Annotated in this window: 22 protein-coding genes; 8 read left to right on the forward strand and 14 right to left on the reverse strand. The window is 41.5% G+C overall.

Annotation, left to right across the window (positions count from 1 at the left end):
* Positions 1 to 31: 31 nt before the first annotated feature.
* Positions 32 to 430, forward strand: a complete 399-nt coding sequence (locus C0V70_RS04990; RefSeq protein WP_102242770.1) for a hypothetical protein — start codon at positions 32 to 34, stop codon at positions 428 to 430.
* Here C0V70_RS04990 and C0V70_RS04995 read toward each other — a convergent pair.
* The 6 genes from C0V70_RS04995 to C0V70_RS05020 form a co-directional block, all read right to left on the reverse strand.
* On the reverse strand, positions 427 to 1029 hold the full coding sequence (locus tag C0V70_RS04995; RefSeq protein WP_102242771.1) for an SOUL family heme-binding protein: 603 nt from the start codon (positions 1027 to 1029) through the stop codon (positions 427 to 429). The two genes, C0V70_RS04990 and C0V70_RS04995, sit on opposite strands and share 4 nt — an antisense overlap.
* A 96-nt stretch (positions 1030 to 1125) precedes the next feature.
* Entirely contained in the window at positions 1126 to 1779 is a 654-nt protein-coding gene (locus C0V70_RS05000; protein ID WP_133566719.1) for a transglycosylase SLT domain-containing protein, read from the reverse strand.
* A 196-nt stretch (positions 1780 to 1975) separates the two neighbouring features.
* A complete protein-coding gene (locus tag C0V70_RS05005; protein ID WP_102242773.1) occupies positions 1976 to 2167 on the reverse strand; it encodes a hypothetical protein in 192 nt (63 codons plus the stop codon).
* A gap of 151 nt (positions 2168 to 2318) precedes the next feature.
* Entirely contained in the window at positions 2319 to 2816 is a 498-nt protein-coding gene (locus tag C0V70_RS05010; protein WP_102242774.1) for a peroxiredoxin family protein, read from the reverse strand.
* 13 nt (positions 2817 to 2829) lie between these two features.
* A complete protein-coding gene (locus C0V70_RS05015) occupies positions 2830 to 4152 on the reverse strand; it encodes a phospholipase D-like domain-containing protein (RefSeq protein WP_102242775.1) in 1323 nt (440 codons plus the stop codon).
* Positions 4152 to 4892, reverse strand: coding sequence for an endonuclease/exonuclease/phosphatase family protein (locus C0V70_RS05020; RefSeq protein ID WP_243733590.1), 741 nt, complete (start codon positions 4890 to 4892; stop codon positions 4152 to 4154). The genes C0V70_RS05015 and C0V70_RS05020 overlap by 1 nt, the downstream gene beginning before the upstream one ends.
* Before the next feature lie 221 nt (positions 4893 to 5113).
* Between C0V70_RS05020 and C0V70_RS05025 the strand changes: the two genes are divergently transcribed.
* Both C0V70_RS05025 and C0V70_RS05030 read left to right on the forward strand, forming a co-directional pair.
* A complete protein-coding gene (locus tag C0V70_RS05025) occupies positions 5114 to 5683 on the forward strand; it encodes a hypothetical protein (RefSeq protein WP_102242777.1) in 570 nt (189 codons plus the stop codon).
* A gap of 88 nt (positions 5684 to 5771) precedes the next feature.
* The gene (locus C0V70_RS05030) at positions 5772 to 7328 is read left to right on the forward strand and encodes a bifunctional metallophosphatase/5'-nucleotidase (protein ID WP_102242778.1); all 1557 of its coding nucleotides are present in this window, start codon (positions 5772 to 5774) and stop codon (positions 7326 to 7328) included.
* A gap of 18 nt (positions 7329 to 7346) precedes the next feature.
* On the opposite strand, the gene C0V70_RS05035 is transcribed toward C0V70_RS05030, so the two are convergent.
* From C0V70_RS05035 to C0V70_RS05065, 8 genes are all read right to left on the reverse strand, one after another.
* The gene (locus tag C0V70_RS05035; protein ID WP_102242779.1) at positions 7347 to 7889 is read right to left on the reverse strand and encodes an SDR family NAD(P)-dependent oxidoreductase; all 543 of its coding nucleotides are present in this window, start codon (positions 7887 to 7889) and stop codon (positions 7347 to 7349) included.
* 13 nt (positions 7890 to 7902) lie between these two features.
* Positions 7903 to 8085, reverse strand: a complete 183-nt coding sequence (locus C0V70_RS05040) for a hypothetical protein (RefSeq protein WP_102242780.1) — start codon at positions 8083 to 8085, stop codon at positions 7903 to 7905.
* A 152-nt stretch (positions 8086 to 8237) separates the two neighbouring features.
* Positions 8238 to 8381 (reverse strand): hypothetical protein, encoded by a 144-nt coding sequence (locus tag C0V70_RS18960; protein ID WP_158649573.1) that lies wholly within the window; start codon positions 8379 to 8381, stop codon positions 8238 to 8240.
* Positions 8382 to 8884: 503 nt separating this feature from the next.
* Entirely contained in the window at positions 8885 to 9067 is a 183-nt protein-coding gene (locus C0V70_RS05045) for a hypothetical protein (RefSeq protein ID WP_102242781.1), read from the reverse strand.
* Between the two features lie 382 nt (positions 9068 to 9449).
* Positions 9450 to 10832, reverse strand: a complete 1383-nt coding sequence (locus C0V70_RS05050; RefSeq protein WP_102242782.1) for an aspartate ammonia-lyase — start codon at positions 10830 to 10832, stop codon at positions 9450 to 9452.
* Between the two features lie 137 nt (positions 10833 to 10969).
* The gene (locus C0V70_RS05055; RefSeq protein ID WP_102242783.1) at positions 10970 to 11374 is read right to left on the reverse strand and encodes a hypothetical protein; all 405 of its coding nucleotides are present in this window, start codon (positions 11372 to 11374) and stop codon (positions 10970 to 10972) included.
* A gap of 394 nt (positions 11375 to 11768) precedes the next feature.
* Entirely contained in the window at positions 11769 to 13043 is a 1275-nt protein-coding gene (locus C0V70_RS05060; protein WP_102242784.1) for an APC family permease, read from the reverse strand.
* Positions 13044 to 13104: 61 nt separating this feature from the next.
* A complete protein-coding gene (locus C0V70_RS05065; protein ID WP_102242785.1) occupies positions 13105 to 13296 on the reverse strand; it encodes a hypothetical protein in 192 nt (63 codons plus the stop codon).
* A gap of 202 nt (positions 13297 to 13498) precedes the next feature.
* Here C0V70_RS05065 and C0V70_RS05070 point away from each other — a divergent pair, with 202 nt between their 5' ends.
* From C0V70_RS05070 to C0V70_RS05090, 5 genes are all read left to right on the forward strand, one after another.
* Positions 13499 to 14047: an NADPH-dependent FMN reductase gene (locus C0V70_RS05070; RefSeq protein ID WP_102242786.1), complete on the forward strand. Its 549-nt coding sequence runs from the start codon at positions 13499 to 13501 to the stop codon at positions 14045 to 14047.
* Between the two features lie 97 nt (positions 14048 to 14144).
* Positions 14145 to 14543: a hypothetical protein gene (locus tag C0V70_RS05075; protein WP_102242787.1), complete on the forward strand. Its 399-nt coding sequence runs from the start codon at positions 14145 to 14147 to the stop codon at positions 14541 to 14543.
* Positions 14544 to 14628: 85 nt separating this feature from the next.
* The gene (gene guaD / locus C0V70_RS05080) at positions 14629 to 15933 is read left to right on the forward strand and encodes a guanine deaminase (RefSeq protein ID WP_102242788.1); all 1305 of its coding nucleotides are present in this window, start codon (positions 14629 to 14631) and stop codon (positions 15931 to 15933) included.
* Positions 15923 to 16600, forward strand: coding sequence for an SAM-dependent methyltransferase (locus C0V70_RS05085; protein WP_102242789.1), 678 nt, complete (start codon positions 15923 to 15925; stop codon positions 16598 to 16600). Before guaD ends, C0V70_RS05085 begins: the two co-directional genes overlap by 11 nt.
* A 75-nt stretch (positions 16601 to 16675) precedes the next feature.
* A complete protein-coding gene (locus C0V70_RS05090; protein WP_102242790.1) occupies positions 16676 to 17203 on the forward strand; it encodes a hypothetical protein in 528 nt (175 codons plus the stop codon).
* Positions 17204 to 17219: the final 16 nt, after the last annotated feature.

The raw sequence follows: 17219 nt of genomic DNA on the forward strand, positions 1-17219 counted from the left end.
ATAGCGTAAATTTCATTGTGAGAAGGGGATTATGGCAAGTTTAAAAGATGCACTATTAAAAGCTGGAATGAAGGCCACTGAGCCAGTAAAAAAACAAAACGACCGCGAGAAGGTTGCAAAGAAAGACATTACAGAATCTGTTTCTCACCAGGTTCAAAGAAACTTTTGTGAAAACTGCAACCAGGTTCGCCCTGATGTAGAGTTTTATAAGCACAGAAACCCAACGACAGATGCTGAATGGATTTGTTTAAAGTGTGCAGATCAGCTGCATATTCTCGATAAATTCAGGCAAACAGCTCAAAGCGATGCTTCTATCAAGCAAATGTTTAGAAGAGAATATGGGGAGACGATGAAGATTGCAGTTCAAAAGAACGCTCAGGTGCAAAGATCGAGCGGCGGAAACCGTGATGATTTCAACGGCAACCGCTAGTGGATGTGTTTCACATTGATGTGAATTTCGTTTTTTCTAAAAAAAGGTATTGTTAACGGCCCATCATATTGGGCCGTTTTAAAATCGCTTAAGGGAATATACCAAGGGCGCTTCTTAAGCCACTTCTTTAAAATACCGGTATATTCATTAATCTTTTCTTCATTGTTAATTCCTGCGTAGCTAATGCTGGCGACCAGATGGAGCGGGCACTCTTCAAGATGAATTCTATTGTCATCCGGAGTTGGTGCGGTTTGGGCCACAAATTGTTGCGGAAGGATAAAAGACATAGTCCACTCTTTTGATGCAGTTTCTTGCAGGATCACGGGAGTGGTCATCTGAATTTTTTCACTCGTCTTGTTGCTACCAAAAATATAGCCTGCAAGGCTGTTAAACGCCTCTTTATAGGCTTCCTTGAATTCACCTGTGATCGATATAGAGGCCCGGGTTTGAGACTTATATGAGCGGATTTCAATCCCACCATCGGCCTTTAAGATTTCGTAGGGCGCCTGCTCTTCAAGTTGTAGTCCAAAGAGTCCCGGAAGGCCTTTAACCTTTTCATTTATTGGAATGTCGAGTTGGGAATGAGAATCGTAGTTCATAATTCCTCCTATTCTAGGAGGATATTTTCAAATATCATGCCGAAGTTGATATGATAGCTAATTAATTGTTTTAATTCGATGTAAGTAAAAATGACTTTAATTGCTTGGGGCAATTTGGTTTGAAAGTGCTAGGGATTTTTCCGTCGACACTAATCTTGCCTGAGAAAGCATCTTCATGCGCACTTCAATTTTTCGAAGGTAATCCATTTTGTACTTCGTTGTATTGGAATGATAACGGGCGTACCAGCGCCTGTCTCTTTTCGAGTGGCGGGACTTTAGAATGTTCAAGATTTGCGCCATCTTCTCCATGGCGTAGCCTTGATCTTCCGTTACGAGAAGATCTTTTTGTATCAAGGGAAGTTTCATCCTTTTAAATTCAGCATTCCAAACGTCTACGTTGACTTGCCCCAATGAGAGGTCTCCAGTGGAAGAAACTTTGTTGTACTGGAAATTGCTTTCGGTATCTATAAGGGCCACGATGATTTGCGGTTCAACTTTGTGCTTTTTTATTGCGTGGTGGATGTCATTGGCAATCTTGTTACGAGCGTTGACTTCCAGTTCAGGCTGTACGATGGAAATCATCTGAGCGATAAGTGGAGCTTCATTTGGAATGTAGACCTTATCAAAATTTCCAAATTTCTCGCGGGCGTATTTACCCTTTGAGTTTTTTGTCGTTTTAAAAGATGAGCATCCTTGGAAAAGAGCAAGGATTCCCAGCACCAGAATCATTTTAGGTAGTAGAGTTTTCATTTGAAAATCAGTCTACACTAAAAGGGGATGGTTTTAGCTTAGTTGAAAGAAATCCATGGCGGATGTCTAAAAATTAGACGGCCAATTTGCCAAATTTCATTGGGAGAGTTGTGAAAAGGCAGGCTTAGGTGTCATCAATAAATAACCCCTAGGCCTGCCTGCAGAGCTTAGATCAAATAATTTAATTTAAACCGGATTACTTGCGAACTGGTTTATCGAATGAGCCTCTTTCATCTTTTTTTGGTTGGTTTTTAGATGAAAGATCTGATTCTGAGCGACCGCCTTTTAACGGCAGGTCGATTTCTGGACGTTGTGTTGTTTTAGATTGTCCGGCGAACTCTTCTTTGTTTCTTTGCGGTTGTTGATTGAATTTTTTTTCTTGTACCATACAGTCCTCCTTGGAATGTTTACTTCCTTATTAAGAAGCATTTCCGATGCCAAGAAAAACGCTGTAAATGATGGATTTCCAGAGAGGAAATAGCGAAGATGAGGCACTTTGCTCAAGTGATGAGGCAAACGTCCGTCTGTCTATAAAGTGTTTATCTTAAAAATGAAGAGAGACGGTATTCGAGTGTTGGGCTTAGTCCAGAAGTCATCCATTCTACAGTGTGCTTCTCATCTATAAAGACAATCGTCGGAGTGGCCTGAACTTTAAAAATTTTCGAAGCATTTTCATCGAAGTCTAGGCCGACAGGAAATTGGTAACCATTTTTTTTCATGGTTTCTTCAATGAGCTTCTGATCTTCCAGGCCGGCAACGGCAAGTACATTTTCTGGACGAATCTTTTTAGTGACGATCATTTTGTTGATACGCTTGAGTTCAACTTCACAAGGACCACACCATGTTGCCCAAAAAACAAGGGCGACTTTCTTTTGTTGATAAAGTTCAAATTCGCCGCCATCCAGTGTGCGCATTTTAAAGTTGGGAATGACTTTATCCTGAAACTCAAAATGGCTCAGTATCACCGGCAGTCTTAAGTAGATGGCGTAGGCGGCGACAGCAAAAAAGATAGTGTTAAAAATTCTTTTGTATTTCACGGCACCTCTTTAATCACACAATCTTCTTATTGAGAAGGATTTGTTTGTAGACCAAAAGAAAACTGATAATGAAAAAAGGAAAACCTGGAATAATGGGAAGCAGAGATCCCAGAACTCCTAATATAAAGAAGAACATAGAGCCTACGATGCGCAGGATGTGGTAAAAGCGATGCTCTTTGTTGTGATCTTCCTGGAAAGAAAGACCGATGGAAAAGTTAGCAATCAGCGACAGGATTAAATAAAAAATAAAGCGAAAGACTCTTATCTTTAGCGGAGATTTTTCATGCAAGTCAGTTAAGGTCACTTTATCGCAGCCAAGAGAGATGATGTCTTCAATTTGTTGATTGAGGTGATGAGTAAACTCTTTGGAGTAAATGTCGACATTCATTTCCAGGTTTTGCTGGTAACTGGTGTAGTTGAGGTTAAAGGAGCCAATCGTCGACCAGCTTTCATCTACAGTGGCGAGTTTTCCATGAAGAACAGAGCGCTTCCATTGATAGATCTCCACTCCGCGTTTTATAAAATAATCGTAGAGGTATTCAGAGGCGAGAATGTAGCTAGGCCAGTCTGAATATTTAGGAAGAATCAATCGCACACGCACACCGCGGGCCTGGGCCTCCACTAATTGCTTCATAAATTTCCTTCGCGGGAAAAAATAAGAATTGATGATGGTGATACTTCTTTGGGCCTCGGTGGTAATGCGCGAGTATTGTTTGGTTATGCGTGAGCGCCCATGAATCCAGTCGTTGACGGATATTCCTACGTCGTATCCATCTGGGTAGTGGCGGATATGCTCGGCCTTTTCTAGTGGAATATTTTTTCGGGCCGCTCTTTTAAAAATATGCTGACAATAAAGAGACAGTGGCCCAATTGCCGGGCCTTTTAAATAAATAGCAAAATCCAATTGAGGCACAGATGATCCTGGAAGGCAGGCGTAGAGAACGTTAATACCACCAATCATCGCTGATTCATGGTCAATGAGAAGTATCTTATGATGAAGTCTGCGGCCCCAGCGGTAAAACCATCTAAAATGGATAGAGTTGAAGCGGCAAAACTCAATGCCATTTCGGACAAGTTCATTTTCCGTTTCAATGCTTAAGTTTCTTGAGCCGATGCTGTCGACCAATAGAAAAACTGCGACCCCTTTTTTTTTAGCCTCAATCAATTCGTATTGCACTTGTTTGCCGAATTGATCAATTTCAAAAATATAAGTCTGAAGATGGATACTTCTTTGAGCGGATCTTATCATTGCCAGGTACTTTTCATAATAAGTATCGCCGTCCTGATAGAATTCGACATAGTTATTTTTGCTAATGGGGAAGAGTTCTTTTTTCATCAGATGTCCACCTCACAGAAGATGGGAAGATGATCTGAGAGGTGCTGGTCGTAGAAGACGACGTGAGAGTTGATGATTTCCAGGTTTTTAACGTAGATGCGGTCTAAGCAGAGGATAGGGACTTTGGACGGAAAAGTGCGGGCAAAGCTTCCATTAACTTGTTTATGAACTTCCTGCATACCAAGCATTTCTTCAAAGACTAAAAATGATTTCTGATTCCAGTCGTTGAAGTCCCCGGCAATGATAAAAGGTACGTTCTGATCACCTTTTTGCTCAACGAAAGTTTTAATTTTTTCGTATTGAATCTTGCGTCCTCGATGTAAGAGATTGAGGTGCAGGCAAGCTGCATAGATAGTCCGTTCAGGTTTGTTGTTCATTGGAGGAATCTTAATTTTACAAACCAGCATTCCTCTTTTTTCCCAACTATTCGTTGAAAGATCCAGGTTCTCAAAAGTCTCAATAGGGTATTTGCTAAGGATCAGGTTGCCGTGGTGGCCGTGATCATACAGTGCATTCTGTGCATAGGAAAAATGTGGCCAGAGTTCATCAGCTAAAAATTCAAATTGGGAGTCGATGAGACCTTGTTTTTTAAAGATCTCATTTTTACCCACAACTTCCTGTAGGAAAACAATTTCTGCTTCAGAGGAGTTGATAAGATTTTTCATTTCTTGCAGGCAGTATTTTCGATTATTCCAATCGAATCCCTTATGAATATTGTAGGATAAAATCTTTAAACGCATATTCACACACGATCTCCCTTTCATAAAAAGAGCAAAGTTCGCGCCAGTATATAATGATAAGGAAACCGAATATTTGCCCCATCTATAGAAGACAATTTTGGACATTCATCAAACAAGCCCCCCTAAAATGCCACAGTTTAGTTGGTATATGCTTTGCAATTTCACTCAAACATCAAAGCATACTCAGTAATGCAGTATGCGCTTAACTACGGAGAAGAATCATGTTCAAAACTTTATTAACTCTCACAATTATGGCCTCATCACTTACAGCGTTCGCGCAGATGTCTGAGAGTGAAAAAAGAAATGTTGAAAGCAGATTAGAGGGGACACTCCCTGAACCTAAAGAAGTCGAAAATAAATCAGAATACAAAATCCATATGGGTTTAACTGCAGGTGTGAACTCACCCAATGGTGATGCTGAATCTTCGCCGGAGTTTGGTATCAACGTAGGCTTTCAACCCTACATCCCTTTTGGTTTAGGAGCAGAAGTCATCACTGCGGAGCTGGGGGATTCTAATGTGCAAAGAACCTCAGTGCTTGCGCGCGGAAGTTATAACTTCGGTGGAGACATTCCTGTTCTAAGAAGCAGCTTTGTGGGAGTTGCCACAGGGCCTATGTTTGTTGATGGCAATAACGTAGAGTGGTCGGTTGGACCTCTGGCCGGTTTTGATATTCCTCTTCAAAATAAGGCCAGTGATTTCCTGTCTTTAGGTCTTCAAGCAAAGTACCTTTGGACGACGGGGACCCAGGACTCATTTTCTGCAGGTCTGGCGCTTAAATACTGGTATTAAAATTTAGCGAAAAAGATTGAGAAAACGTGTGGCGTCAAGGCCCCCAAACCTTGACGCCACACTCTTTTTTCGGGATAAGTCTCGAGCAATGAAAAAATCAACATTTACTACAATTGTTCTGGTGGCTCTGGCCTTCATGGGATCATCTCCCTCTCATGCCAAGCTTTTACAAATCCTTCATACGAATGACACCCATTCTTATTTAGACAATTCAACTCACTCGACAACGAGAGGAGGAATGGCGCGCTTAAAAGCGCTGATGAATATGTATAAAGCGCAAGCTGAAGCTCAGGGAATCAAAACGATTGCCGTAGATGCAGGTGATTTCCTTGAAGGAAATATTTATTACATGGCCCGCGATGGTCGCGCGACGTTCAACATCCATAACGAAATGGGATACGACATTGGCACGCTTGGAAATCACGACTACCAGATGGGCTCAGCAGAGTTAGATAAAATTTTAGGTGAAATCGACCTGAACTTTTCTCTCATTGTGGCCAACATGGATGCGAGCTCTAAGTTTAAAAATATCAGCAGCAAAATTAAGCCTTATAAAGAAATCAATATTGATGGAACAAAGATCGCTTTTCTTGGTTTAACGACTGATGAAATTTTTTATAAGTGGCGCCTGGCACGTGGTGCAGTTAAAAATCCAATCGACGTGGCCCAGGAATATGAAAAAGAATTAAAAAATCGCGGCAACGATTTCATCATCGCTTTGACTCACATTGGTGTTTTAAGAGATGTGAAACTGGCGGAAAAAACAAAATATATCGATTTAATCGTTGGTGGTCACTCGCACACTGCTCTTTATGAGCCAGTATACGGTGAGAATAAAAAGAAAGTGAAAGTTCCTATTGTTCAAGCGGGAATGCACACTGAATACCTGGGGCGCTTAGTTGTCGATCTGGTTAAAGGGAAACCTCTTAAGATCGTAAGTTATGAACTTGTTCCGGTAAAAATGGATTCGGCCATGGCCGATCCAGAAATGACGGAATTGGTGAAGGAAGCAGACACTGAGCTAGATGCTTCTTACGGACAGGACTGGCTTTCTGAAAAAGTAGGTTACTCTGATCTAAAACCAGGAGACACTCTTGGAGCACGCAAGTGGGCCTTCTTCATCACTGATGCACTAAAAGAAAAAGCAGGAGCAGATATCGCGATTCACGCTCCGGAAATGAACGGATCAAATTACCCGGTAGGGGATATCACGAGACGCACGATTTTAAATTCAATGCCGAGAGTGTTTGAGTTTGATCAAAAATACGGTTGGGATATTTATACGACAAGAATCAAAGGGGCGTGGTTAAGACTGACTCTTGATGCTCTGTCATACTTTGGGCAACCGCTGACTTTCTCTGGTATTAAAATGGAGTATGAACGCGGACCTTTCGGTTTTAAAATCAGAACGATCACAGTTAACGGCAAGAAGGTTAATCCGTTTAAGACGTACACTGTAGCCTTCACAGAGGGAATTATCCGCGGAGCTGAAGGAATCGACCCGAGAACGGTGGCGATCTTAAGACACCCGAAAAATACCAATCATAAAATTTGGGCAACAATGGAAGAGAAAATCAAAAACTCGACTGAGCCTTTAAGCCAAATTTGTGATGACGGCCACACTATGATGTGGCCGGATCGTTAGGATTTTTAAGCTGCACTCCTAGTGTAGGAGTGCAGATGCTTCCTTTTTATCTTCAATAAATTCTTCATCTAAAAAATACACGACTTGCTCATCCGGGCTCAATGCTTTCAATGTAACACCTGTACCTTCAGCATCGTGCTTTAAGCTTTCACAAAGTCTGTCGGCATCTTTTTGGTCTCCACTTGAAGCAAAGAGAATGCGTCCGAAACCTCTGTCGGCCATATCATGAAGAACTTTTCTTGCCAGGATTTTTTCCTGCTCTAAGTTGTCACTTAAACCGGTATTAATAACGAGAGCTTCAACGGCTCGTCCGGTTGCGACGATTCGTCTGTAAAGCTGCTCAATTCCTTCAGGAGAAGAGAGATCAAGCTGATAGCTGACGGCATCGACTTTTAATTCTTTAAAGTCTTCTGCTTCTTCAACGACAGAGGGGTTTGCTGCTGCGACGATAATGTCGTATCCGTGCTCAGCAAATTGTCTTGCTAAATCATATCCATCGGAACATGAACTACTAGCAATGACCGCTAATGGTTTATCTGTGGCTATAGATTGATTCATCATATTCGTACCCTCCTTATGGTAACCGACTTGTTGTTGTCCTTTTTATTTTCCTTCGCTTTCCTGGAATTGAATCTTTTGTCGGCCAGTCTGGTTCAACGGTATGTTTAGTTTTTCCCTTCGGCGACATATCGTCTTCTTTAAAAGTGAGAATATCTTTTGATTTGTTCGGGGGTGACTTCTTTGTTTCTGAAACCATAAATCCTCCGTGAATTTAACTAGGTGAATGTTTAAAATAAAAAGCCACCGGCGAAGGTGGCTTTTATATCAATAGGTAGGGATCAAACGTGAGTTTGCACAAATGGTTTATTGATACGTCTCTCCAAGTCTTACGTCCCCTAAAATGAATTATTATTTAATCTTTTCTACCACTACCTGGCCCTTGGCCATAGCGATGCCACCATCGCTGTGTAGATATCCTTTAGCAAAAGCAGAAGAAATAGTTACCGCCGTTATCAAGGCCACTAGAGCACAAAATAAGTTAGACTTAAACATTTAATTTTTTCCTCTACTAACGCTCGCGAATATGTTTATTTAAAAAGCCACCCCGAAGGATGGCTTCTAATTGCGATTGTGGAACCAAGATCGTTTTCAGAGAGGAGTGGATGAAAGTTTTACCTTTCCCATTTTTTGTCTGTCTTCGAATCGAACCCGAAAGTTCTCTCTCTGAGTGGACAATTCCTTTTCTTCATCGAACTTGTACAAAAGTTATTACAATTCGTTTCACTTTTGTCTTGCGATCCTCCACTAAGAAAACACGAATGCCTTCTTAGCTTCTACTATTAACAATGCATCTCCTGTGCCAAATTTGTTATCACCGGAAATAACTGTAATCGCATTGATGCAGAAAAGTGTTGTGGCAAGAATCCCCAACAAAGTGCCCCGTAATCCCGATTTGTTTAATGAGTTATTCACATTTCCATGTGGATAACTAAAAAAAGGGCCACCATAATGGTGACCCTTTTCTTCGTTGATGGTCGTGTCAGAGAAATATTTTTCTAAGGAAAGAAATGATCTAAAAACATATCTTGAACGAGAAATTCGAATTTAGAGTGCTCGTCTTCATTGTTATAAATCAGTGTATCAATGTTGCCGACCTGCTTAGAATTGGCGATATAGTCAGGGCTTCTTTCTTCAAGCAATTCGAATAGTCCTTTTTCTCCTTGTTTGTTCTCGCTCATAAAACACTCCTGATTACGGGCACTGATTATTTGTTTGTTGTATGGTGACCATTCTTTTTGACTGGTCACTAACTTAAAGAGCAAGTTCAGTACCAAATGTAAGAAACAGTAAGTGTCGGTGAGAATTCCTTCATCGCTAAAATGAAAAAGCCACTCCGAAGAGTGGCTTAAATCGTAGATGGATTCAAGTTATTATCGCTCTTATAATAACTTGTACGAGATCTTCGCGATTATGAAATGTAAGAAACCTTCTCCTTACATTCTCAATTACGGATTTCTATTGCAGGTGCCATGCCGAAAAAACTTAACTAAAACAATGTGAAATTACGTTGTGGAGCATTTTATTCGAGGCAAAATTCCAAGAATTTTGCCTCGTGATGTACTAATGCGGGACAGTTAGTTTTTTTGGATCCAACAAATCTTTGATTTGTTTATCTGTAAGAAGCTTCTGTTCTCGCACTAATTCAATAACAGTCTTTTTGCTTTTGATTGATTCTTTCGCCAGCTCTCCAGCTTTGGCATAACCGATGACAGGATTAAGAGCTGTAACGATTTGTGAAGTCTGACTAGCGTATTTTTCACAGGTTTCTTTATTGGCCGTGATTCCACTTATACAAAGCTCGCGCATCGTTTTTAAAGCACTGGTGAGAATCATAGAGGATTCAAGCGCTAATTGGGCCATAACCGGCATCATAACGTTGAGTTCAAGTTGTCCTGCCTGATTGGCAAAGGCCATTGCCTGATCATTTCCCAGGACTTTGAAAAAAACCTGATTGGCCATTTCGAGTATAGAGGGGTTCACTTTCCCAGGCATAATACTTGAGCCAGGTTGGGTTGAAGGAAGATTAATTTCTCCCAGACCATTCGCTGGTCCCGAACTAAGCAGTCTTAAATCGTTGGTGATTCTGGTGAGCTCTAAAGCACAGGTCCTTAGAGCATTTGAATAAACCATCATGGGCAGCTGAGACTGCATGGCCGCACACATGTTATCCGAGAGTGTGAGATCACTGTCTTCAAAATCGTGTTTGAGTTCGATGATGATGGCCTCGCGAAAACCCTTGGGGACATTGATTCCCGTGCCGGCAGCAGAGCCGCCAATACCGAGTTCTCTTAAGTAGTCTTGTGAATGAATCACCAGACCAATAAGATGCTCAATAGTTTTTTGATAAGCAGAGAATTCCTGACCGAGACGAATAGGGACGGCATCTTGTAAATGAGTTCGTCCAGATTTTATCACCAGGTCAAATTCCAGCGCCTTTTGTTTAAAAGCATTAGAGAAACGTTGTAATTCACTCACTAATTCTTTTGATAAAATCAAAGTGGCCAGTCTCATGGCCGTTGGATATGTGTCGTTGGTACTTTGAGACATGTTCACATGATCGTTGGGGTGGACGTGATCATAAGTCCCCAGCTTACCCCCCAGTAAAACATTCGCTTTATTGGCGATCACTTCATTGGCGTTCATGTTTTGAGATGTCCCGGCACCTGCCTGATAGGCATCGACGATAAAATGTTTTAAGTAATTGCCTTTGAGCAGTTCATCGACAGCTGTGGCTATCGCTGCGGCCTTTTGTTCATCAAGGACACCACTTGCCTGATTGGCCTTGGCCGCAGCTTTTTTCAACAGGAGAAAACTTCTGATTAACTGTGGATGCACCTGGGTGCCACTGATAGGGAAGTTCTTTGAGGCGCGAAAAGACTGGATTCCATAGAAAACATCATCGGGAATAGACAATTCACCAAGACTGTCTTTTTCAATGCGCATAGAATGTTCCTGTTGTTGATTTAATGATTTTAGGGTGGGATTTTTTGTGTGAATAAAAAAAGCGCCAAATACTTTCTAGTTTTTTCATAGATGTCTTCAGCGCTTTAAGATTTATGAATGTATAAAAATAACCTCATCTATTTTATAACCTCTTTTGCAACTTTTCTTGTCGTCACAAAATGTCCAAATTCAGCTTTAGGAATAATGGTGTCTAAATTACTTCTCCATTGTGTAGGCATACTAGGACAATGGATTCCGTTTCTTTTTTGCACTTTTTTGTTCTTATTATCTTTGTCTTTATCTTCTTTTTCTTTTTTGTTTGAAGTAATACTTCTGTTTATTCTCATCCCCAATTGCATTGGTGCTCTTTTTTCGAGGGGAGGTCTTCTTGCTGCATAATAGACAGCTTCCAATTCTTTATCCAATCCAATAATAGCTGATACTTCTGGAGGATTCTCTTTATTGTTTCTTTCGTTTTCGACAATATAAAAAGCCATTCTTCTTCTTTTGGTTCGGTAATACTCTTTTAGTTCCGGCGACATAATCTCCTCCTTAATTTTTGTCGTTGGTTTTTTTCTGCAATCTTTTCTATTATGTTATCTATCGCTAGCCGTATCTCATCTATGCTCAAGAAAAAGATCTCAAAGATTGAACGTTAGGCCAGTATTCACGTTTTCTTTTTTGATCCGTTTGCAATTGTTGGACTTTCTTCCTACCTGATGACAATCTTAGACAAAAGTACCAGACAGGTTAGAATCGTCTTTCATATTGCTGTAGTAATCGCTCACTACACTCAAGCTCGACTTCCACTTTTACATAAAGCATCTTCTGTGCCAAACTTTTGGCGTAATAACCCTATGAAATAGAGATTTGCGAAGCTATTTATGGGGCAATTTGTAAGATATGCTGAGGCAAAAAAGAATGGCGCATTAAAAACTAACTAAAACGCTTTGTTAGGAAGTAAACCAAAGCTCCAAGAGCAAGCATACAGAATGTGATGAGATAAATTTTAAATTCAAACTGTGTACAAAGGGCAATAACCGAGAGAGCACCGATGAAGGCGAGAGAGGGAAAGCGCCCGATACTCAGAGGTGATTTAAATTTTGCTTTGATTGCTTGTTTTTTATAACGAATACCAATTAAAAGTGAATTGACGATAAAGAATCCACAAAGTGCGGCGAAGCTTGATACCCGAGCGAGAATTTCCAATTCTCCTAAGAGCAAAAAGATCGCCGCAACAAAGCTGGAGACCAGAATAGAGTAGACGGGTGTCTTAGATTCCCTTGTTGTTTTAGTCAGGAGTTTGGGCAGGTCCCCTTCATTTGCAATTCCATAAATCATTCGGCTGATGGAAAGCAAACCAATGAGGGCCGTATTAGCAGTGGAAAACAGTGCAATGGCACTGAGTACGTTGACCCATCGTGGGGCAACGTTTTTAATTGCATCTGCCAATGGAGAATCACTCGATGACAAAACTTCAGGAGACGCCAGTCTTAAAGCGGCCACGGCCACCGCTACATAAAGAATCGTTGTAATGACAAGACTCCAGATAATCGCTCTGGGAACGTTTTTCTCAGCTTCTTTTGTGTCTTCTGCCAAGTTGACAATATTTTCAAAACCTAAGTAGACAAAAAAGACGAGCGAAGAAACGGTAAAAGTTTTAGCGGTGAAGACAAAATCCATCTGGCGCTTAGGTTCGTGAAAAAAACCAAACCAAATGACAGCAAGAAGACCTGCGACTTCGATTGCTGTAAAAATTAAGTTGATGCGGCTTGAAGTGTGAATGCCCATGAGATTAATGAGTGTCACGGCAATAAGAAGCCCATATGAAGTAAAGGTTTCAGGGGTATCAAGAAAATTTTTCAAGTAGCCGCTAAAAGCATGAGAAACAGTGGCCGCTGAAGCGGCCCCCGCCAAAAACAAGATGAATCCTAACAAAAAAGATGGGAGTTTTAATTTAGGAAACGCTCGTTTGAGATAAATATATTCGGCCCCGGCAAAGGGGTACATCGAAGCCAGTTCGCAATAGGAGAATGCAGTGAGAACAGCTACAGCGGCGGCAAAAAGGAAACTCAACCATAAAGAGTCCCCAGCAACACCGGCCGCTGTTCCCAGAACTGCATAAACACCGGCACCGATGATAATACCGATACCAAATATTGAAAGACTGACAACGTTTAAATTTTTAGTTAGGTGAGAACCAGATTGCATATTTTATCTTATTGAGGAGGTGCCCAGGTGAGTGAGCACCTCAACGTCCAACAGCAAAAAATTATTTGCGTGAACCCATATCTCTTTTAGAGATGTTCGATTTGTCTTTTGAAATTCCAGTTTGTTTTAGATTTCCAGAACGACTTGTGTCGGCCGCTTTTTCAGCGTGGCGCACACCTGATTTTCTATCCATGTCTTGCGAGTCTTCAGCTGATTTTCTTCCCGATGAAAAGTTTTTTTTGTTTTGTACCATGAGATCCTCCGTGTTTTGATTACATGGAAAGTGGCAAAGCATGAAGCATGCCAAGCTTTTGATTTAGTTTTAATCATTTTTATAAGACAATTGAGGCAAATTAGGTTTAGTGCTGAGGCGAAAATGGTGATGGAATCAATTTTGAATCATTCACTCTGAAAGTTATCCACAATGGCCGAGTAAAATCATCAAGGGAGTTTTCATGAAAGTTTTATTGTTTGCAGGAAGTTTAAGAAAGGATTCTTTTAATAAGAAGCTGGTCAATGTCGTTGCCAGGATTATTGAGAAGGAAGGAAAAGCAACGCCTACCATACTAGATTTGCAACCGCTCAATCTACCTGTTTATGATGGAGATATTGAAGCGAAAGGAATGCCTGAAGGAGCAACTAAATTGGCCAGTGCTATTGCTGATGCGGATGTGTTGATCATCTCAACTCCAGAATACAACGGCTCAATGTCTAGTGTGCTTAAGACGGCCATCGACTGGGTTTCGAGAGTGAAGCCTATGCCTTTTAGCAAGAAGCAAGTTCTACTTTTAGGTGCATCTCCTGGGGCTTTAGGGGCCATCAGAGGCCTGGCCCATGCCCGCACTCCATTTGAGAATTTAGGCAATTACCTGTACCCGGAAATCTTTGGTCTTTCCAAGGCCCATGAAGCCTTTGATGAAGAGGGCAATCTTAAGGACCCAGCTCAATATGAAAAGGTTCAAAAACTCGTGCATTCGTTCCTGACTTATTGTGAACGAAAATAGGACAGGTCTGTAATTTTTACAAAAACGATTGGCAAATCGCGATTTGTGATAAAACGATTTCATACACAATGATAACACCCACTCTCAGGAGATAAAAATGAAAGCAGTTTTATTCACAATCGCGACTCTTTTTTCAATCAACGCTATGGCAGACCAATGCCAGGCCGTATCTCAAGCTGAAGCTGAAAGAGCAGCTCTTCTACTGCAAAAAAATGCTGTGATCACTGACTACTGCGAGCCATGTAACGAAGGCGGAGCAAAAGTGAGCAAGGTTTCTGTCGTAAACAAAGTAAAGTTAGAGACAATCAAGCTTGGAAACCAATATTACACAGAAGTAAAAGTTAACGGAAAAAGCGTAGACCTAGCTTACCTTTTCGTACAAGTTGCTCCAAACAGAAGCGTAAACGTAGCAAAAGCTATCAACTGCGAAACACTTGATCCTTCAACAGTCTCAAGCGTGATCGATGGTAACCTAAAAACAATTAGACAGAACTAATATCTGATTATCGCCAGACTTATAGGAGGAGTTCTTCCTCTTGTAAGTCTGGTCGATTCATTTCCGGCATGTTATAAAGGCCTCTATGAATACAAAAATCTTACGTGGCCCCGCTGTCACATTTAAAGCAGACCCATTCCTTGTTGGCGACGAAGCCGCTCTTCACTATGAAAGCGACGCGCTTATTATTATCGAAAATGGCAAAATCAAATCTTTTGGTTCTTATGATTCACTTAAAAATTCAATCCCAGCGGGCGTTGAAGTTAAGGTTTATAAAGACTCATTGATTGTTCCTGGTTTTATCGACACTCACATCCATTACCCGCAGACTCAGATCATCGGTGCTTTTGGAAAGCAGTTAATTGACTGGCTGAATAACTATACATTTATTGCTGAACAACAGTTCGCCAACTTCGAGCACGCAAAAAATGTCGCGAAGGTTTTCGTTCAGGAGAGTTTCCGTGCGGGAACGACGACATCAGCAGTTTATGGAACAGTTCACCCGCATTCAGTAGACGCGATCTTTGAAGAAGCTTCAAAGTTCAATATGCGCATGATTGCCGGAAAAGTCCTGATGAATAGAAATGCTCCACCGGAGCTTTTAGATACGGCACAGAGTTCATATGATGATTCAAAAGCATTAATTAAGAAATGGCACGGGAAGGGAAGACTTTCTTATGCTATCACTCCACGTTTTGCTCCGACATCAACTCCTGAGCAATTAGAATTAGCTGGAGCGCTTTGGAAAGAGCACCCGGGTGTTTATATGCAGACTCACATCTCAGAAAACAAAGGTGAGATTGAGTGGGTAAAAGAACTTTACCCGGAAAGAAAAGGATACCTTGATGTTTATGATCACTATGGTCTGGTGGGAGCGCGCTCGATTTTCGGTCACGCGATTCACTTAACTGATAGCGAGTGGGAGAGAATGCATGAGACGGGCTCTGCTGTGTCTCATTGCCCGACTTCAAACGAATTCTTAGGAAGTGGTCTTTTCCCATTTCCAAAAGCAAAAGATAAAAAGCGCCCAGTGCGCGTAGGTCTGGCAACAGATATTGGTGCCGGGACAAGTTTCTCTCAACTTCAGTCAATGAACGAGTCTTATAAAATTGCTCAGCTTGAAGGATACTCACTTTCATCTGTCATGGCCTTCTACTTGGCAACCAGAGGAGCGGCAGAGTCGCTTTACCTGGAAGATAAGATCGGATCAATTGAAGCAGGAATGGAAGCAGACCTTCTTGTGCTAGATTTAAAAGCGACTCCATTAATTGATTTCAGAATGAGTTTCTGTAAAGACATCAATGAAGTGCTTTTCATCCTGATGACTTTAGGGGACGACCGCGCCACTAAGTCTGTCTATATTGCCGGCGAAAAGGTTTATGGAAAATAATCCAGAACGCGACGTCGTCTGCGCAGACGCCATTGAATGGTTACAGGCCCAGGAGAAGCTCGAAGGAGCTTCTCTCGTTGCTTCTATGCCAGATATCTCTGAGTTTCCGAAATGGCCTTTAGAAAAATGGAAGGAGTGGTTTAAGTCAACTGCAGCTCTTATCATGACAAAAGTTCCAGACGACGGTGTGGTTGTGTTTTATCAATCAGACATCAAGTATGAAGGCGTTTGGGTTGATAAAGGTTATCTCGTTCAAAGAGCTGCTGAGGAAGTAGGCCTTGAACTTCTTTGGCACAAAATCGTCTGCCGAGTAAAACCTGGATACATCACTTTCGGTCGCCCTGCTTATTCGCACGTCTTATGTTTTTCAAAAAATGTCCGTTTGCTTGATTTAGGTAAATCTACGGCCGATGTTATTCCTGATCTGGGAGAAAAAACCTGGGAGAGAGGAATGGGGTTAGAGAATTGTTTAATGATTGTGAACTTCATTAAAAATCACACGCAGTCTAATCGCATCGTTCATCCATTCTGTGGTGAAGGAAGTGTGCTAGCTGCGGCCAATATTTTAGGGATGAATGCTCAAGGGATTGAGAGAAGTCCTAAACGCGCTGAGAAAGCACGCCAGTTAAAAATCTCTGATGACCTTAAGTCATGGATTGATGGTTAAGCTCTTCCGCCTTTTTTGTTTATAAGCCCCATTCTTTTTGATATACCAGATAAAACATCAATGAATGGGGGACCCATGAAAACTCTTTTAGCGTTAGCTTTTCTTTGCTTTTCAACACTCGTCATGGCCAACGGCTACAACAACTGTATGTACGGGACAGACGGAAGTGTTTCATGTGGATCGCTTTATAATGGATGTAAAATCGGTTCAAAAGGCGACATCTCATGCGGTGGTCTTTACGATGGATGTAAATACGGAACAAACGGCTCAGTGTCTTGCGGCGGTCTTTACGACGGATGCAAGTACGGAACGAATGGATCAGTTTCTTGCGGTGGACTTTATGATGGCTGCCAATACGGAAGTGATGGAAGTGTATCGTGTGGTGGAAAATACGACGGCTGTAAAGTAGGTTCAAAAGGGGATATCTCTTGCGGTGGACTTTACAACGGATGCAAGTACGGGACAAACGGGTCAGTGTCTTGTGGAGGTCTTTATGACGGATGCAAGTATGGAACGAATGGAACTTTTTCTTGCGGAGGCCAGTACGATGGCTGCAAGTCAGGATCGAATGGGTCTATTTCTTGTGGTGGATTTAATCAGTAATTAAAAAAGAAAGGGC

Source organism: Bacteriovorax stolpii (assembly GCF_002872415.1).
Classification (GTDB): Bacteria; Bdellovibrionota; Bacteriovoracia; order Bacteriovoracales; family Bacteriovoracaceae; genus Bacteriovorax; species Bacteriovorax stolpii.

What these genes read in the sequence shown, in the direction of transcription:
- C0V70_RS04990 (WP_102242770.1), top strand. Translation starts at nt 32, where the DNA reads ATGGCAAGTTTAAAAGATGCACTATTAAAAGCTGGAATGAAGGCCACT.
- C0V70_RS04995 (WP_102242771.1), bottom strand. Translation starts at nt 1,029, where the DNA reads ATGAACTACGATTCTCATTCCCAACTCGACATTCCAATAAATGAAAAG.
- C0V70_RS05000 (WP_133566719.1), bottom strand. Translation starts at nt 1,779, where the DNA reads ATGAAAACTCTACTACCTAAAATGATTCTGGTGCTGGGAATCCTTGCT.
- C0V70_RS05005 (WP_102242773.1), bottom strand. Translation starts at nt 2,167, where the DNA reads ATGGTACAAGAAAAAAAATTCAATCAACAACCGCAAAGAAACAAAGAA.
- C0V70_RS05015 (WP_102242775.1), bottom strand. Translation starts at nt 4,152, where the DNA reads ATGAAAAAAGAACTCTTCCCCATTAGCAAAAATAACTATGTCGAATTC.
- C0V70_RS05020 (WP_243733590.1), bottom strand. Translation starts at nt 4,892, where the DNA reads ATGCGTTTAAAGATTTTATCCTACAATATTCATAAGGGATTCGATTGG.
- C0V70_RS05025 (WP_102242777.1), top strand. Translation starts at nt 5,114, where the DNA reads ATGTTCAAAACTTTATTAACTCTCACAATTATGGCCTCATCACTTACA.
- C0V70_RS05030 (WP_102242778.1), top strand. Translation starts at nt 5,772, where the DNA reads ATGAAAAAATCAACATTTACTACAATTGTTCTGGTGGCTCTGGCCTTC.
- C0V70_RS05035 (WP_102242779.1), bottom strand. Translation starts at nt 7,889, where the DNA reads ATGATGAATCAATCTATAGCCACAGATAAACCATTAGCGGTCATTGCT.
- C0V70_RS05040 (WP_102242780.1), bottom strand. Translation starts at nt 8,085, where the DNA reads ATGGTTTCAGAAACAAAGAAGTCACCCCCGAACAAATCAAAAGATATT.
- C0V70_RS18960 (WP_158649573.1), bottom strand. Translation starts at nt 8,381, where the DNA reads ATGTTTAAGTCTAACTTATTTTGTGCTCTAGTGGCCTTGATAACGGCG.
- C0V70_RS05045 (WP_102242781.1), bottom strand. Translation starts at nt 9,067, where the DNA reads ATGAGCGAGAACAAACAAGGAGAAAAAGGACTATTCGAATTGCTTGAA.
- C0V70_RS05050 (WP_102242782.1), bottom strand. Translation starts at nt 10,832, where the DNA reads ATGCGCATTGAAAAAGACAGTCTTGGTGAATTGTCTATTCCCGATGAT.
- C0V70_RS05055 (WP_102242783.1), bottom strand. Translation starts at nt 11,374, where the DNA reads ATGTCGCCGGAACTAAAAGAGTATTACCGAACCAAAAGAAGAAGAATG.
- C0V70_RS05060 (WP_102242784.1), bottom strand. Translation starts at nt 13,043, where the DNA reads ATGCAATCTGGTTCTCACCTAACTAAAAATTTAAACGTTGTCAGTCTT.
- C0V70_RS05065 (WP_102242785.1), bottom strand. Translation starts at nt 13,296, where the DNA reads ATGGTACAAAACAAAAAAAACTTTTCATCGGGAAGAAAATCAGCTGAA.
- C0V70_RS05070 (WP_102242786.1), top strand. Translation starts at nt 13,499, where the DNA reads ATGAAAGTTTTATTGTTTGCAGGAAGTTTAAGAAAGGATTCTTTTAAT.
- C0V70_RS05075 (WP_102242787.1), top strand. Translation starts at nt 14,145, where the DNA reads ATGAAAGCAGTTTTATTCACAATCGCGACTCTTTTTTCAATCAACGCT.
- guaD (WP_102242788.1), top strand. Translation starts at nt 14,629, where the DNA reads ATGAATACAAAAATCTTACGTGGCCCCGCTGTCACATTTAAAGCAGAC.
- C0V70_RS05085 (WP_102242789.1), top strand. Translation starts at nt 15,923, where the DNA reads ATGGAAAATAATCCAGAACGCGACGTCGTCTGCGCAGACGCCATTGAA.
- C0V70_RS05090 (WP_102242790.1), top strand. Translation starts at nt 16,676, where the DNA reads ATGAAAACTCTTTTAGCGTTAGCTTTTCTTTGCTTTTCAACACTCGTC.